At 71.8% G+C, this 15,049-nt stretch carries 19 protein-coding genes; all 19 read left to right on the top strand.

Annotation, left to right across the window (positions count from 1 at the left end; genetic code table 11):
• Positions 1-45 precede the first annotated feature (45 nt).
• The 19 genes from IE330_RS13325 (at position 46) to IE330_RS13235 (ending at position 14,985) form a co-directional block, all read left to right on the top strand.
• Entirely contained in the window at positions 46-426 is a 381-nt protein-coding gene (locus tag IE330_RS13325) for a hypothetical protein (RefSeq protein ID WP_190136163.1), read from the top strand.
• A 296-nt stretch (positions 427-722) separates the two neighbouring features.
• The gene (locus IE330_RS13320; RefSeq protein WP_190136162.1) at positions 723-1,535 is read left to right on the top strand and encodes a hypothetical protein; all 813 of its coding nucleotides are present in this window, start codon (positions 723-725) and stop codon (positions 1,533-1,535) included.
• 157 nt (positions 1,536-1,692) lie between these two features.
• Positions 1,693-2,124, top strand: coding sequence for a hypothetical protein (locus tag IE330_RS38885; protein WP_229925612.1), 432 nt, complete (start codon positions 1,693-1,695; stop codon positions 2,122-2,124).
• Between the two features lie 97 nt (positions 2,125-2,221).
• Positions 2,222-2,410, top strand: a complete 189-nt coding sequence (locus IE330_RS13310) for a hypothetical protein (protein WP_190136161.1) — start codon at positions 2,222-2,224, stop codon at positions 2,408-2,410.
• 159 nt (positions 2,411-2,569) lie between these two features.
• Positions 2,570-2,815 (top strand): WhiB family transcriptional regulator, encoded by a 246-nt coding sequence (locus IE330_RS13305; RefSeq protein ID WP_190136189.1) that lies wholly within the window; start codon positions 2,570-2,572, stop codon positions 2,813-2,815.
• Between the two features lie 214 nt (positions 2,816-3,029).
• Entirely contained in the window at positions 3,030-3,221 is a 192-nt protein-coding gene (locus tag IE330_RS13300; RefSeq protein WP_308439002.1) for a DUF5999 family protein, read from the top strand.
• 121 nt (positions 3,222-3,342) lie between these two features.
• Positions 3,343-3,714, top strand: a complete 372-nt coding sequence (locus tag IE330_RS13295) for a hypothetical protein (RefSeq protein WP_190136159.1) — start codon at positions 3,343-3,345, stop codon at positions 3,712-3,714.
• 143 nt (positions 3,715-3,857) lie between these two features.
• Positions 3,858-6,035: a hypothetical protein gene (locus IE330_RS13290; protein ID WP_190136158.1), complete on the top strand. Its 2,178-nt coding sequence runs from the start codon at positions 3,858-3,860 to the stop codon at positions 6,033-6,035.
• A gap of 170 nt (positions 6,036-6,205) precedes the next feature.
• Positions 6,206-6,676, top strand: a complete 471-nt coding sequence (locus tag IE330_RS13285; RefSeq protein WP_190136157.1) for a hypothetical protein — start codon at positions 6,206-6,208, stop codon at positions 6,674-6,676.
• Positions 6,676-6,879, top strand: coding sequence for a hypothetical protein (locus IE330_RS13280; protein WP_190136156.1), 204 nt, complete (start codon positions 6,676-6,678; stop codon positions 6,877-6,879). Before IE330_RS13285 ends, IE330_RS13280 begins: the two co-directional genes overlap by 1 nt.
• Before the next feature lie 121 nt (positions 6,880-7,000).
• Positions 7,001-8,953, top strand: a complete 1,953-nt coding sequence (locus IE330_RS13275; RefSeq protein ID WP_190136155.1) for a hypothetical protein — start codon at positions 7,001-7,003, stop codon at positions 8,951-8,953.
• A gap of 2 nt (positions 8,954-8,955) precedes the next feature.
• Positions 8,956-9,492: a hypothetical protein gene (locus IE330_RS13270; RefSeq protein ID WP_229925611.1), complete on the top strand. Its 537-nt coding sequence runs from the start codon at positions 8,956-8,958 to the stop codon at positions 9,490-9,492.
• Between the two features lie 74 nt (positions 9,493-9,566).
• Positions 9,567-10,427, top strand: a complete 861-nt coding sequence (locus IE330_RS13265; protein ID WP_190136154.1) for a hypothetical protein — start codon at positions 9,567-9,569, stop codon at positions 10,425-10,427.
• Positions 10,424-11,857 carry a DNA/RNA helicase domain-containing protein gene (locus tag IE330_RS13260; RefSeq protein ID WP_229925610.1) on the top strand — a complete coding sequence of 478 codons (1,434 nt, stop codon included), beginning with the start codon at positions 10,424-10,426 and terminating at the stop codon, positions 11,855-11,857. Before IE330_RS13265 ends, IE330_RS13260 begins: the two co-directional genes overlap by 4 nt.
• Before the next feature lie 93 nt (positions 11,858-11,950).
• On the top strand, positions 11,951-12,460 hold the full coding sequence (locus tag IE330_RS13255) for a hypothetical protein (protein WP_373314634.1): 510 nt from the start codon (positions 11,951-11,953) through the stop codon (positions 12,458-12,460).
• Positions 12,461-12,696: 236 nt separating this feature from the next.
• Positions 12,697-13,473: a hypothetical protein gene (locus IE330_RS13250; RefSeq protein WP_190136152.1), complete on the top strand. Its 777-nt coding sequence runs from the start codon at positions 12,697-12,699 to the stop codon at positions 13,471-13,473.
• Positions 13,474-13,603: 130 nt separating this feature from the next.
• Positions 13,604-13,837, top strand: coding sequence for a hypothetical protein (locus tag IE330_RS13245; protein ID WP_190136151.1), 234 nt, complete (start codon positions 13,604-13,606; stop codon positions 13,835-13,837).
• 201 nt (positions 13,838-14,038) lie between these two features.
• Positions 14,039-14,503, top strand: coding sequence for an RRQRL motif-containing zinc-binding protein (locus tag IE330_RS13240; RefSeq protein ID WP_190136150.1), 465 nt, complete (start codon positions 14,039-14,041; stop codon positions 14,501-14,503).
• Positions 14,504-14,523: 20 nt separating this feature from the next.
• Positions 14,524-14,985, top strand: coding sequence for a Pycsar system effector family protein (locus IE330_RS13235; protein ID WP_190136149.1), 462 nt, complete (start codon positions 14,524-14,526; stop codon positions 14,983-14,985).
• Positions 14,986-15,049 lie beyond the last annotated feature (64 nt).

The raw sequence follows: 15,049 nt of genomic DNA, 5'->3' as shown, positions 1-15,049 counted from the left end.
CTGCCCCGCCTCTGCGTGGGCGCCTACCGAAGGGAGCTCCAGCCCATGAACGCCACCAGCCGCTCCACCGTCGGCCTCGTTACCGAGAACTTCGACGCTGAGACGCTCGCTCTCCTGGAGGCGGTGGAGGTGCCGCTCCCCGACTTCGCAGGCCTGGACCTGGACGTCGCCTTCGGTACGCCGCTGGAGATGTACGAGGACGGTCCCCTCTCCCACGAGCGGCCGGACGGCCTGGACATTACCGCCGCCATCGCCGCGATCGAGGCCCGCGAGAACCGAATGCTCGCCGCCCGCGACATCGTCACCACCGACTCCACCGCCGCCGAGCTGGTGCGCGAGCGACTGGTCGACGTGCTCCTCCCCTACGCCGCGCAGCTGCGCATCACGCCGCCGGCCACCGCGGCGCCCCTGCCGCTCGCGGCCTGACCAAGTCCTTCTGGCTCTGACGGCTCCCATCGTCGCCACTTCGGTGGCGGCGGTCGAAGCGGGCAGATCCTGACCGCTTGATCGCAAAACAGCAGGAGAACGCCTCTTCGGGGGCGGCGGCAGTGGGGTGAGCCGAGCTCCCCCGGCCGACCTGTACTTCATAGCTCCACCTGATCCACCTCGAACGGCGCTGCTGCGCTGTCTGTCCGCCAGGACCCACCTGCTGAAAGGCCGGCCTGGCGCGGCAGAGAAGGCAGCACCCGCACCCGAACCCGACCCCAGGTCAGGAGGATCCGATGCCCCGCAAGCGTCCCGGCCGCGTCCGGACCAAGAACACGAACCGCCGTGAGGCGCTCAAGCTCAGCAGCATGGCCCCGGAGGACTACAACGTCAGGCCGGGTGAGGCGAAGTCGATCGCCTGCCCCGACTGCCGCACCTGGCGCCGGATCATGGGCGACAAGGTCCTCAAGATCCGCGAGCACTGCATCTCCGACAAGGTCGCAGAGGGCAAGAAGCACGTCACCTGCCCCGGCAGCGACCAGCTCGTGGTCATCGACATCGACGTCCAGCGCTGGCAGGCCCGGCAGAACCGGCTGCTGCGCGACGCGATGCCGCAGGAGAACCGCCGCGCCGCCCAGCAGTTCTACAAGCCGCTCCCGGCCCCGGCCGCTCCGGTCTCCCGGATCACGGCGGAGGTCACGCTGGAAACGGCCCGCCAGTCCTATCTCGCCCACCGCAGGGGCTGCACGCGGTGCGTCGGCGGTCAGCACTGCACGGACGGCGGCGTCCTGGCCCGCCGCTACGTCCTCGCGCTCAACCAGGAACCCGCCCGCCGCGCAGCCCGCGCGGAGCAGGACCGCCAGGCGCGACGCACCGAGCGGAAACAGTCGGCGCCGGCGGTCCGCAAGGCGCAGTGGGCCCGGCACGGCGGCAAGGCGGTCGAAGCCGCGAACAACCGCTGTGCGCAGCGCGCGCCGGGAACGGTCTCCGAGTTCCGCGGCCCGCAGCTCCCGCTGGCACCGCAGAACGTGCAAGCGCACGACCGGCGGCAGGCCGAACTGGGCAAGCAGTACGCCGCTCGGAAGGCTCCGGCTACGTCGGCCGCCTGACCCCGCGACGAACGACCACGGCCCCGGCCACCCCGCAGAGGGGTGGCCGGGGCCGTGGCTGCTCGTACAAGCAGTCAGCTCCCCAAGTGGGGAGTGATCGCGACAGCCCTTGGGATTGCGGCCCGTGGGGCTGTCCAGGACCTGACTGGAGGACCTGATGCACGCCAGCATGACATTTCTGCCGTCGTCCGTCGATGAGCGGCCGCCGTTGCGGAGGCGGCCCCCGCCGCACGAGCGCGATGGCCGCGATGAGCCCGCCCCCGAGCACGTCCGGCCGCATCCGCAGCAGCCGCACACGGCTGTGCCGGACCCGGTCGTCGACGAGGCGCTGCGCCGGGTGGTGGAGGAGCAGATCGGGCCGCGGGCCCCGGGTGCGATCTACCAGAACGTGGACGGTGCGTTCGAGGTCCTGTCTGTGGTCCGTGAGCCGGAGCAGGCCCGGGTGTTGCTGCGGCGTCGGTCGGCGCGGTGGGCGGTGATCGTCCGTGACGTGCTGCGGCCGGGGGCTGAGCCGTTCGCGGTGGGTTCGGTGTGGACCACGTCGGACCGTCTGGTCCGCGAGGCCTGCGTGGCCTCCGGCGGGAGGTGACAGGCGTGGACCGGTTCTTGCTGACGGATCAGGAGCGTGAGGAGCTGTCGCGGCGGGTCAGGGAGGCGAACCGGCGGTCGCAGGACGACCCCCGCCGATGACCGCGTCGACGCCGGACGACTTGTACGCCCGGTACATGGCGGCCCACGCGGCCCTGCGCGAGCACGGCGAGACCTGCACCGGCTGCTCGGCGGACGCGCTCTGCGAGAAGGCTCGGCGTTTGGGCGAGTCGTTCGAGCGGCTCCAGGACGCCTACCTTGCGCGGCAGTCGAAGCAGCGGCGCTGACCCTCTCAGCGGCGTGACACCGGGGCCCCGGGCAGGCAGGCGCGCACCGCGCGCCCTTCAGCGACCCGGCCCGGGCCCCTCCTTCTTTCGAACTTGGAGGACTGCATGCAGTACATCATCCCGATCTCCTCGGCCCATGCCGCCGGTTACCGGTCCGGTGTGGACTGGCGGCACAACGCGGTATGCCGGGAGGAGGACCCCGAGCTGTTCTTCCCGATCGGCAACACCGGGCCGGCGCTCCTGCAGATCGAGGAGGCCAAGGCGGTCTGCCGCCGCTGCCCTGTGATTGAGCAGTGCCTGCAGTGGGCGCTGGAGTCCGGGCAGAACGACGGCGTGTGGGGCGGACTCAGCGAGGACGAGCGGCGCCGGATGAGGCGCCGCACCGCCCGCAAGCGCACCGCCTGACTCCCGCCGCGCGGGACCCGCGGGCAAGTTCCGGCCCGCTCCGCAACACCCCCAGGGACCAGCTGTCCGTACGACGGGCAGCCGGTCCACTCGCGCGTCTCCAGCCCGGAACAATCCCGGGACCGCTTCCTCCCCCGCAGGAGAGCCCATGCGTAGCAGCACCCAGTTCGACACCGCGACGACCACCGGCGCCACCACCCGGCAGCCGGGCTCGCTGTGCACGCACACCCCGAAGTGCCCGACGGCCGACAGCCCGGACCGGGAGGCCGCGCACGTCGTGGCCGCGTACCCGGAGCAGGGCTGGAGCCTGCTCTGCAACGCCGTCGTCCTCTTCGAGGACACCGGCGAGCTGCTCCCCGACGGCCGGGTCGTCGCCCCGCACCGGCCCATCGTCGCGCTGGCCTGACGGCTGCCTGATCCGCCCGCACCGCCCGCCGACCACGGCGGCCGGGACGGGCGGTGACGGGGAGCCGGGCAGTCCGGACCCGCCGGCCCTCGCGCCGGTGCACGCGATGTGAGGAGAGCACGTGACCCAGCCCCAGACGCAGGCCACCCGCCCCACGGTCACCTACACCCAGGGCGACATCGTCCTGGTCCGCGACGCCGAACGGTTCTGGCTCGGCAAGAACGGCCACACCTTCGTCGGCCGGGTGGAGCGGTCCTGGCCGCACGCCGACACCCGCAAGGTCCTCTACGACCTGACCGAGCTGAGCGGCAACCGGACCCGCGCCGGGATCGACCCCGACTACATGCGGCTGCTCCCGCCGGCCGACGCGATGCACGACATCGACACCGCACCGCTGAGCGAGCCGGACACCGGGGCGTTGACCCCGGCCGCCGTCGCCTGGCTGCGCCAGCACCTCGCGCAGGACACCGCCGCGCTGCCCGCCCAGCGCTGACCGCCTGCTCCACGCAGACGGCCCTCCGAGGCCCCGGCATTAGCGCTGCCGGGGCCTCGAAGGGCCTGGTCACGACCCTACCGACCGCCACCGATCCACGGTGCCCCTTCTGCACGGAGGCGCCCGAAAGAGAGGACACCCCCGTGGCTACCAAGACCAAACGCCGCCGGGGCCAGACCGCGGCCCCGAAGCCCCGCGGCGCGCGCGCCAAGGCGGCGAGGTCGGCGGCCGTTTCCACCGAGCCCGAGGCCACCGACACTGCGGTGCTCCCCGAGCCCGAACCCCACATGGTCGACGCTGTCGACCGCACTGCAGACCTGCGGGACCGGGCCGCCGACATCGTCGACCTCGCCCGTGAGGAAGCCGCCGCCCTCCAGACGGAGGCCGAAGGCCAGGCCGCGCGCACCGTCGCCGCCGCGCACAAGCAGGTCGCGCAGATGCTGTCCGAGGCTCGCACGCGTGCCGAGGGCATCACCGAGACGGCCGACCAGGAGGCCACCGCCCAGCGCACGGAGGCCAAGGAGACGGTGGAGGCCGCGCGCGGCGAGGCCGACCGGCTCCTGGCCGAGGCCCGCGACCGCGCCGACTCCCTCCTGAAGGAGGCGCGCGTCCAGGTTGCCGATCTGACCGAACAGGCGGCTGCCGACCAGGAGTTGTCCCGCACGCAGGTCACCGAGATGCGCCGCCTGGTGGAGGCCGACCTGGCGGAGATCGGCGAGCTGGTCACCGCCCGCCGCGCGGAGGCCGCGGCGATCCTCGCCCGCGCCCAGGAGCAGGCCGACCAGCTGCGGGCCGCCGCCCAGAGCGAAGTGGACCAGGCCCACGAGCGCATCACCAGCCTGGCCACGACGGCGGCCGCCGCCTACGACGCCCGCCGGGCGGAGGGCGAGAAGCTCTACACCGACGCCGTTGCCGCCGCCGACTCCCGTCGGCGCGAGGCGGACCAGGCCGTCGCCGATGCTCATGGCGAGGCGGAGAAGGCCCGCGCCGAACTGCGCGAGGAGCTGCGCGTGATGGGCGAGGCGTTCGACAAGGAGGCAGCCGAGAAGCGCGCCGCCCTGGACGCCGACCTCGCCAGCCTGCGCAAGGCGTGCGAGGAACAGCGCGAGCGGCTCCGCCGTGAGGCGACGACCTTCGCCGCCCAACTGCGGGAGACGGCGCAGAAGGAGGCCGACCGCATCACCAGCGAGGCGGAGAAGAAGGCCAAGGGCACCATCGAGCGGGCGAAGGCTGCTGAGGCCAGCGCCCGCCGGATGCTGGAAGAGGCCCGGGAGGCCAAGAAGGCCACCTCCAAGTTTCGGGGCTGGCGTCAGCGGCTCGGGCGCAAGGCGTGGAGGACCGCGCCGTGGATCGCGCTGGCCGCCGGCGTCGGGCTGGCCGCCTCCGGCGAGTACGAGCTGGCCCGCATGGTCGGGATCAACGCGTACGTTGCCCCGCTGCTGCCGGTATCGCTGGACGTGTACTGCGTGACGGCGTTCCGCGCCAGGCGGGACATCCCGGCGGCGCTGACGCTGATGGCATCGGCGAACGTGATCTACCACCTGTCCGAGCAGGCGCACCTCGTCAAGCCGGGCGAGGCGGCGCCGTGGCCGCTGACCACCTTCGTCGTGCTGATCTTCGTGGCCGTCATCTGGCGCGTCCACTCCCTGATGCACGACGCCGGTACGGACGGCCACGGTGGTACGGACACCGCGTCCGGTACGGACGGACGTACCAGTACGGCCGCTCGTACGGACGGCGCGACAGGTACGCAGCACGCGCGTACCACTCCGGCCGGTACGGGCTCGTACGGCGCGGCGGCTAGTACGCCGCCCGCTGGTACGGTCCCCGGCGCGGCTCGTACGGAGCCTGTACGCAACGGCGCGCCCGCTCGCGTCCCGGCAGGGGTGAATGCGGGCGTGACCAGCGCGTACAGCGGCCGTACAAGCGACGTACAGGCCGCCCCTTCGGGGGCGGGCCGTACTAGTACGGAGCACTCCGGCCGTACCAGTGCGGCGGTGTACGACGGCGGGACGCGTACCAGTACGGTCACCGCTCGTACGGCCCCGGCGAACGGTGCTTCCGCCGTCCGTACCAGTACGGCCAACGGCCGCCCGCGTACCGGCGGCACGGACAGCGCCGGGCGTACCGGTACGGCCACCCCGGCTCGTACGGACGCCGAACTGCTGCCCGCCGTACGAGAGCTCCCGCGCGAGGACGACGGCTTCGTCAACGTCTCGCGCGTGCGCACCCAGCTCCGGGTCAACCAGGACCGGGCGGTGCGCCTGCTCAAGGAAGCTGGCCTGCTGCGTCCGTCGGACGCGGAGAAGTACCTGTCCTGATCCACCTGCCGCTCATGGTCGTCACCGGTCCGGCTCGCACCCCGAGCGCGGACCGGTGACGGCCACGGCCGGCAGGCCGATCGTCCGTTCCCACCCCCGAGCGGGAACGCCCCCCCAGGCCCGAATCGGTGCCGACCCCGAATGCCCAACCCGACAGAGGAGAAGCCCTGATGAGCGACGACAAGCAGCCGCGCAGGGGAGTGTGGACGCCCGACTTGCTCGCGGAAGGCCCGGAGAAGCGAAGGGTGTTCATCGAGCAGCGCAGGCAGTACCTCGCCCCCCTGCTGGCGGAGTCGAAGGCCCTGCTCGCAGAGATCGAGGCCGACCTGATGGAGGCCGACAAGCTGCCCGGTGACCTGCCGTTCCAGGCGAAGCTGCGGGCAAAGCACACGGTCCGGCCGCTCGCGAAGGTCGTCGCGGACCTCGAGGACGTGATCGTCCAGCTCACCGCGTACAGCGCGCGGTACCGGCGCAGCTACGAGGAACTGCCCGAGAAGCGGGCCGAGAAGGAGGCCGAGCGGCAGCGCCTGAAGGAGCTGAAGGCCGGTGGCGGGCAGCGGCAGATCGACGCGCCCGAGCCGAAAGCGGAACCCGCTGCGGACACGAACCCGTTCTTCGCGCACCTCAACAAGGGCGCGTGATGCCGGGCAAGGATCCCGCGCGGTCGAAGCGCCTCACCTACGAGCTGTGGTCGCCCCGGATCAACGGGGCGGCCACCCCTCGAAACCGGGTCGTTGTCCTCGTCGACGCGGCTCGGGCGCACCTTTCGGAAGACGATCCGATGTGGGCGGCGCTGGCCGACCAGCTCGGCAAGTACCTGAAGGAGAAGGGCTTCGGCTCGTAACTCTCCGCGTTCAAAATCAACGTTCAAATCAAGGAATCCGGCCGCTCCGGCTGTCGCCACACGCGCGCGTCACGCGCGCGCGTACGCGAGGCAGGCTGTTACGTCAAGTGAGGACGAAAAGATGACCGACGACGGTCGGGGCGCGGACGTCATCACGCTCCCCATGCTCAATCTGGCACCCCCCGGCGCCACCGCCAGCGGTGCTCCCGACGACGGGGTTCCGCCCCCGCCGGAGGCCGGTGACCTGGCCCCGCCGCCCGACTTCTTCCTGCCGTACCTGCCCCCCGCAGACGACGACGATTCGAGCACCGTCGACCCGGACGACGTCGCCCCGCAGATGGTCGCCAACGCCTCAAGCGGAACCGGAACACCGGCCCGTGCGACGGCCTCCATGGCCATGGTCACGATGGCGGCCATCGCCGTTGCAGCCCTGCGCGGCACCTGGTCGATGGCGAACTACCTGAAGGCACGGCGAGAGCACCACCAGGCGGTCGCCGACAAGGCGCGCGAGGCGGCCGACAAGCAGAAGGTCGCCAACGCGGCGGCCGGCGCGAAGAAGGGCGTGCAGTCCGGGCCCGAGTTCGGACGCGGCGCGACCGGTAAGGGCAGCGGCGGTCGCTCGGGCGGGTCCGGCACCAGCGGCGGCTCCGGGCGCGGCACCTTCGGGCAGCAGCAGAAGCCCTCACCGAAGAGTGGCGGCCGGGGCAGCACGGCCAACGGCTCCACCGGGGCCGGCGGCCGCGGCACGGGCTCGGGAACGGGGCCGAAGGGATCGAAGAACGGGGCCGCCGGCAGCGGCTCACGCACCTCGGGGTCGGGGCCGGGGCCGCGCACCTCCGGGCCGGGCTCATCGGGCAAGGGCTCCAAGGGCGCGGCCGGAGGCGGCACCAGGTCGTCCGGCTCGGTATCCAGCAAGGGCTCACCGAGCGGGGCGAAGAAGTCCCCGGGCACGCTCGGGAAGCTCGCGACCGGGCGGCAGCAGCGCAAGAACGACGAAGCGAAGGCTCAGCGCCAGGCCGCGGCCGATCACCGCAAGGCCGATCTGGCCGACCGCGCGGCGGCCCGGAAGGAAGCAGCAGCCGAGGCCGCCGACCGGCGCAAGCGCAGGGCTGAGAAGCGGAAGGCGAAGCGCGGGCGTGAGAAGGCCGGCGTCACCGGCCCGAAGGACCCGAAGGAGACCGGCAAGGGCAAGCCCGACGAGAAGGTCGACCTCACGAAGAAGCCCAAGGCCGGTGACGGCACGGAGGCGAAGAAGGACGACACCGAGAAGGTCGACCTGACCAAGAAGCCCAAGGCAGGTAGCTCGAAGGGCGGGGCGAAGAAGACGCCGAAGGCGCCCCGGAAGAAGAAGCCGCGCAGCAGGCGGCGGAAGCCAAAGGGGAGCACGACGGGACCGAAGACGCGCGGGCGGCGCAGGAAGGACCGCAGCACCAGCGGCCCCGGATCGATGCCCGGCGGTGACGGCGAGTGGCTGCGCCCTCCGCCCGGATGGGACGTCACCTACAAGGTCGACCTCGAGGTCATCCGGCCCGAGCCGCGGCGACGTCAGCCCGCTGGCATCACCACAGGTCGCAGAGGGCTGCCCGCCGGGTCATCCGGTCAGGTCACGCCCACCCGCTCCGTACCGAAAGAGAGCCCGATCGTCATGGGTACCGCCGTTTCTGTCGGCGAGGTCGGCAACACCCAGTTCGTCGACGCCGAACTGACCGTGTACGACCTGATCGAGTCCGACGAAGAGATGGGTGAGCAGATCCTTCAGGGCGTCGACCACATGAACCTCGTTGCCGCGAAGTGTGAGGGCCTGAAGTCCGGGCTCGAGAACCTCTACGCGATGTGCATCGAGAAGAAGGTGCCCGGCGTCCTGGTGAAGTGGTGCATCCGCCTCATGGAGCGGGCCGGGAGCGTGCAGGACAAGGCCGAGGCGCTGCGCGACTCCCTGCCGCGCGCCTCCGAGGCGATCCTGACGGCGCGTGACACCGCCATCGAGGCCGACAAGCTGCGCGCCGACCGGGTCAAGGAAGCCGGACACGTCGCTCCGGCTGAGCGCGAGTACCACGACCGAAGCGGAGCCTGACCATGAGCACCGGATCCGAAAGCGGCGGCGCGATCGAGCCGACGAATGTCCAGAGCAGCGCGGAGGTCACCGCCTCCGGTGCGTCCGACCTGCCGGCCCTCGGCGACGGGATGGACACTCCGGCCGATCTGCCGGCCGAGCGCAGCGGCCGCATCGTCGACGTCATCGCCGACGCGATGACGTTCACGCTCGTCATCGTCCGGCTGGCAACTGCGGCGGTGGCGATGCGGCATCTCTCGCAGGCAGTTAAGGGCGCGTACTCGTACGTCGAGGACTGCGCGAAAACCGTCGACGGGCTCGCCGACGTCGCCGCGTCGCTGGCCGTCGACGACTCGGTCACCTCTTCCCACCATGACGCGGCCGCCACGATGCGTGAGTCCCTCGCGTTCGCCGACGCGCTCGCCGAGGAGGCGGCGGAGATGGCGACCGAGTTCGACAACGCGGCCCGCGACCACGAGAGCGACTACGGCGACGTGAACGAGGCCATGCAGGCCGGCCCGTACGACGTCGCCGAACGCGAGTGGTACAGCAACCGCTGACCCCACCCGCCCTGAAGGCGCCGGCCCCTGCGAGGGAGCCGGCGCCTTCCTCGTACCTGAAAGGAGTGCCGGCGATGGCGCTGCGCACGTACATCCAGACCACCCGCCGCGCCGGGATGGCCGTCGTCAGCGGCGTCGGCCGGCTCGCGACCCTCGCGGGCGGCAGTGCCATGGCGGCGGGGCTGTTCACCGACGCCGGCACCCTGCCCGCGATCCTCACCACGATCGCGGCCGGGCTGGGCGGGGCCTTCCTGTCGCCCTGCCTCCAGCTCGCCCACCCGCTGAAGAAGCCGGTCGTCTTCACGATCTACCTGGCACCGCACACCCTGCTCGTCTCCAACCTCGTCACCGAGCTGGCGTGGGACGCGACCGAGGGCCGCCTGGTCCAGGGCGGCGTCGCCGTGCTGTGGACGGCCGGAGTGTGGTGGCTGCGCCCCGGGCAGCTCGCCAAGCGGGTCGCGAAGTGGCCCGAGCCCGTCGTTGAGACCGACGACACCGAGGGCGACCAGGACGCCACCGGCGCTGAGGTCGAGGTCGCCGTCGAACTGCCCGACGACCCGGCGGGCCGGTGGTGGGCCCTGAACGCCGCGAAGAAGGACGGAGTCGCTGAGGGCACGCGCGTGATCGCCGTGCGGGCGATCGAGGACCGCCGCCGCGTCGCCGTCGCGCTCGCCGCGATCGAGAAGGGCGAGCCCGTACCCGACATCAAGATGAAGCGCCTGTCGGCCCTGATGAACGTGCCCGAGCAGCTGCTCGAGATCGAACCGATCCCCGGGCACGGCGCCGGAGTCGCGATGCTGCTGATCGGCCCCAAGCCTGAGGCGGCCCCGGCCGCCGACGAGGACGTCTGGGCGGAGATCGGCCGGTCCGCGCTGCCCGGTGTGACCCTCACCGAGATCAACGAATACGACATGTCGAAGGAGCTGAGCCCGTGACCCCGGCCGCCCTCGCGAAGAAGCACGTCGACGAGAAGAAGGTGATGCGCGAGTACATGCTGCGCACCCGGCCGGGCGGCGTGAAGGGCGCCGACCACAAAGCCCTGTGCGACCTCCTGGACGTCGACGACCCCTCACGCGTGATCTTCGAGCAGGGCAGCGGCCGCGAGGCCGTCGTCCGGGTCTTCCCCGTGAACCCGCTCGCGAAGATGCGGGCGATCACCCTCGAAGACCTTCAGATGGATGAGGACGGCTGCATCCATATCGGCTCGTACTACGACGGCGAGCCGCTGCGGATGCGGGTGCACGACCCTGAGACCGGCAACGCCCAGCGCATCATCATCTTCGGCACGACCGGCGCCGGTAAGAGCCGTGCCCTGCAGGCGTTCCTCGCTGCGTGCAAGCGCAACGGGATCGTCGTCCACCTCGCCGACCTCAAGGGCGGGCAGTCCGTGCCCGAGGCGAAGGGCAACGTTGCCACGCACGTGCGGACGCTGAAAGAGGCGATGGGCCTGCTGCGGGCCGCCGTCGCGAAGGCCGAGGAGCGGTTCAACCGGTACGCCGACATGGGGCGCTCGGGCTTCCTGATCAACAGCCCGGACCCGCTCGAATACGTCGTCATCGACGAAGCCAACCGCCTGCTGGAAAAGGGCAGCCCCTTCCGGGCGGAAGCGGCCAAGCTGATCAAGGAGATCGGCCGGACCGGGCGCAGTGTCGGCATCGGCATCGTGCTCGCGGCTCAGGCCGGCCACCTTGACGAGCTCGGTGGCAGCGACACCCTGCGGGCCATGCTCAAGGAAGGCGAAGTCATTCTCCTTCGGTGGAGCTCGCAGATGATGGCGTCGCTCGTGGGCGACGGCCTGCTGCCGACCGGCGAGAACCTCCAGCCCATTCCGAAGATCATCGGGCGCACCCGTCGCATCCAGCGATGGGGAACGCCCGTCGATCGCAGCAAGGAGAAGGCGAACAGCCAGGGCATGTGCTACCACCTGACGTCGGCCCGGCCGACGTCTATGGCGCGCTTCTTCCTGGTCGGCTCGCTCTCCCCGCACGAGGGGTACGACCCGGTGATCCGGCAGCTCTACGGCTCCGCGCCGCCTCCGGGCGCGCCCCTGAAGCTGATCTTCCCGCCGCCCAAGGACGGCAAGGGGGGCCAGGCGCCGGCCGGTGACGGCGACGACCTGGAGTACGGCGAGGGCGACGAAGCCGAGTCCGAGCCGCTGCCGCCGATGCCCAGGACGCTCAAGGAGCGGATCATCTCGGCACTGGAGTCCGGCCCCCTGTCCGAAGCGGACCTGCGCGCGGCCCTCGATACGGACGGCGGGAAGGAAGCCAAGCTCGGCTCCGTGCGCACCACGATCAGCACCCTGCGAGGTGAGGAAAAGATCGCCCCGAGGGACGCATCCGGCCTGATCAGCCTCGCCATGTGATCTACCGGCGCCCCGAGACCGACCCCGGGCGCCCCCAGCCCCCCTGCGCCCTCCCCGCCGCCACGGCCGGGAGGGCGCCCCGCATCTGCCCGGATGGAGAACACCGTGAACTCCGAGCACATCACCCGCCCGATGACCGACGCCGAAGCCAAGGCCGAAGCCCAGCGGATTATCGAAGAGAACTTCCGCCCCGAGGTGCCCGTCGTGCGGCACATCCCGACGTCGTTCCGCGACGACAGCCCACTGCCCGCGTACGGCGACACCCCGCCCGTCCCTCAGAACGACAAACGGATCGTGCCCGCCTGGGCGGCCGGGATCGCCGTCGCGAGCATCGGCGTGGGCGCCGGCATCACCGGCATCGGCTGCGGGGCCTGGCTGGTCCTGAAGGGCCTGGCCTCCGTCACGCTCAACGGCGTCCTCATGGTGACCCTCCCCTTCGCGGGCGTCGCGATGGTCGCCACCGCGATTGGCGGCGCGATCAACAAAGCGCGCAGCGCGGTCACCACGCACGTGTACGAGGCCCCGGTCACCCAGAACACGCAGATCAACAACATCAGCAACCAGCGCGGGATGTTCTCCCGCACCCGCAACGACGTCCGCTGAACTCCGGACGCTCTGCCTCGCGTCCGACACCCGCCACACAAGCCGGGCTTCGGGTGCGGGACAGGCTCTCCGGCCTTTGCGGTTAGTCGCAGCCGATTCCGTCGCGGCCGTGGTCATCGACCCGGGCCCCGGGGCTGCCCGCCGACCCGCGGCCGTTGCCTCCAGGCCCGCCGCTCACCGCGTGGCCCACTCGCACTTCTCCGTGTCCACCCACCGACACCCTTGGGAGTTGCCCCGTGCAGTCCAACGACCACATCCACGGCCAGAACCGCCAGGAGCTCACCTACCTCCCTGTGCCCTTCCCGAAGGCACCGCCCAAGGAGCCGCGGTTCGCCGCGCTGCGCGCCTGGTGGGACACCGTGTGGGAAGAGGACGGCGTCCTGCACAACATGTGGGAGGACGTGCTCAGCGCCCACGGCGCCGGTTTCCGGCACATGGCCCCCTGGATCCGCGCCGTCCTGATGGTGGCCGGGGTCTCCTTCGTCGTGCTGATGGCGCAGGCCGCCGGCGAAGTCGTCCTCGAGGCGCTGCACCAGCTGCTCACCGCCGTGCCCAAGGTGCAGGTCGGCGTCGACACATCCAACGGCGTGGCCGCCGTCGTCGACCAGCCGGTGCGCACGTACATCGCGCAGCACGCCGCCGGCCTCCCGGTCGCGGCCTCCACCGTCTACACGCTGTGGCTGCTCACCGGCATCGTCGGCCTGGTCCTCGGCTACCTCTCCCGGAACAACGGTGTACGTGCACTGTGGGCGGCACACGGCGCGGCAACGGTCTGGATGGTCTGGACGACTACCCCGGACACCAGCCGCCCCGTCGCGGCCGGACTCACCATCCTCGCCTGGACGTTCCTCTCCGCGTTCGCGATGCGCGGCCTGACCCTGCGCCGCCGCCATGTCACCGGGCGCCCGGCCAAGGTCTCCGTCCGGCCTGAGACCCACGTCCACGTCTACGTGCCCGCCTCGGCCGTGTCCGTCGACCAGCCCTCGTACAGCAACTGCCCCTTCCGCGACTGACCTCCGGACGATCCGCCTGGCCCTCGCTCACCGCGCCGCCCAGGCGCGGCTCGGTGAGCGAGGACCGGACAGGCCGTCCGGCCACGCACCACCACTTGTGTCCTCCCGACGATCCGCAAGGAGATCCGCAATGCCGCAGAACTTCCAGACCCAGCAGCCGGTGCACGGCTGGTTCATACCCGCCCAGCCCGCCGCCCCGGCCAAGAAGAAGATGCCGCTCCTGCTGCGCCTGGTGCTGGGCGCCGCGGTTGGCCTCGCGATTGTGCTCGGCTCCCACACCAACGAGGACGGCCCGAGCACCACCCCGCCCCAGACCCCCGCGGCCACCACCCCGCCGACCACCGCCAGCACCGGCACGCCGTAGCGCCCGTCCTGTACAGCACCACGCGCCCCACCGGAAAGCCCCTCGCCGGTGGGGCGCCGCCGTCCCTGCCACCGACCCGCTGGAGGAACAGCCCGTGCTCATCCCCCGACCGCGCCGCCGCATCGGCCGGCCCCGCCCGCAGCGTCCCGGCCCTCGCTACCCGCACCGCCCCCACCGGCTGCCCGGCGCCTGGAACCAGTGATGCCCCGCCCGGGGAAGAAGCGCCGCCGCGCGCTCAAGAAGGCGCCGCGCAGCGACGCGACGCTGCCGGAATACGACCGGCGCGCTTGTCCCGAGCACCTAGTCACCCGGCGGCAGCTACGCGAGCGCGGACTGAGCCCAGGCGGACACGGCCCCGTCGCGGTGCTGCGCTGCAAGGCGTGCGCCTACCGGCCAGACCAGGCGTGCATCCATCCCACCCGGGCCTGGCTCTACAGCGTGGAGCTCGCCCGCCCGAAGCGGGTGCCCACGCTCGCGCAGGAAAAGGCGCTGGACCGGGCGATGGCCGCGAGGTCCACGTGCCCTTTGTGCCGCCGGCGCTACTACTTCTGCCTCCCGCTGCGCACCCAGGGCTGCTGCGACCCCTGCGCCAGGGGCTACGAACCCAGCCCCGGCACCTACTTCACCTCCACAGCCCCGCCGCTCCCCCACCGGCTCGCCGCCTGATCAAGGAGATGCGCCCGCTCATGACCTTGACCACCTCCGCTTCCGGCATCGACAAGAACCTGGACGCCGCCTGTGCCTCGGTCACCAACGAGCTCAGCCGCACCGACAACAAGGCCTCGCTCCTGCTCGCCTTCAACGGCGCCGTCCTGGCGGGCCTGGCGTCCCTCGCCGACAAGGACCTGCCCCCGCCCACCAAGATGTTCGGCGCGGCGGCCGTCCTCGCCCTGGGCGCAGCCGCCGTGCTGCTGCTCCTGGTCGTGCGTCCCCGCCTCAGCGGCGCCGACCGCGCCTCCTTCCCGTACTGGGCGCAGCTGGAGGAGACCGCGATCCGCGACTGCATGCAGGGCGACCCCCGTGCCGCCCGCATCCGCATCCTGTCCGTGCTCGCGGTCCGCAAGTTCCAGTACCTGCGCCGAGCGGTCGACTGCAGCCTCACCGCTCTGGCTCTGCTCACGCTGGCCGCCGCCAGCCTCGCGCTGTGACGGCCAGCTGACCTTCGCACCGAGTTGAGCGCACTCTGCGCCGCCCCGGCCCCGCGCCCGCCGG

The sequence above is a fragment of the Streptomyces longispororuber genome (genome assembly GCF_014656095.1).
GTDB lineage: Bacteria > Actinomycetota > Actinomycetes > Streptomycetales > Streptomycetaceae > Streptomyces > Streptomyces longispororuber.
This window is presented reverse-complemented; position numbering and strand designations above follow the sequence as displayed.

Coding starts and splice junctions, on each gene's coding strand:
- IE330_RS13325 (WP_190136163.1), top strand. CDS start 46: ATGAACGCCACCAGCCGCTCCACCGTCGGCCTCGTTACCGAGAACTTC.
- IE330_RS13270 (WP_229925611.1), top strand. CDS start 8,956: ATGAGCACCGGATCCGAAAGCGGCGGCGCGATCGAGCCGACGAATGTC.
- IE330_RS13245 (WP_190136151.1), top strand. CDS start 13,604: ATGCCGCAGAACTTCCAGACCCAGCAGCCGGTGCACGGCTGGTTCATA.
- IE330_RS13240 (WP_190136150.1), top strand. CDS start 14,039: ATGCCCCGCCCGGGGAAGAAGCGCCGCCGCGCGCTCAAGAAGGCGCCG.
- IE330_RS13275 (WP_190136155.1), top strand. CDS start 7,001: ATGACCGACGACGGTCGGGGCGCGGACGTCATCACGCTCCCCATGCTC.
- IE330_RS13265 (WP_190136154.1), top strand. CDS start 9,567: ATGGCGCTGCGCACGTACATCCAGACCACCCGCCGCGCCGGGATGGCC.
- IE330_RS13320 (WP_190136162.1), top strand. CDS start 723: ATGCCCCGCAAGCGTCCCGGCCGCGTCCGGACCAAGAACACGAACCGC.
- IE330_RS38885 (WP_229925612.1), top strand. CDS start 1,693: ATGCACGCCAGCATGACATTTCTGCCGTCGTCCGTCGATGAGCGGCCG.
- IE330_RS13310 (WP_190136161.1), top strand. CDS start 2,222: ATGACCGCGTCGACGCCGGACGACTTGTACGCCCGGTACATGGCGGCC.
- IE330_RS13285 (WP_190136157.1), top strand. CDS start 6,206: ATGAGCGACGACAAGCAGCCGCGCAGGGGAGTGTGGACGCCCGACTTG.
- IE330_RS13280 (WP_190136156.1), top strand. CDS start 6,676: ATGCCGGGCAAGGATCCCGCGCGGTCGAAGCGCCTCACCTACGAGCTG.
- IE330_RS13235 (WP_190136149.1), top strand. CDS start 14,524: ATGACCTTGACCACCTCCGCTTCCGGCATCGACAAGAACCTGGACGCC.
- IE330_RS13255 (WP_373314634.1), top strand. CDS start 11,951: ATGGAGAACACCGTGAACTCCGAGCACATCACCCGCCCGATGACCGAC.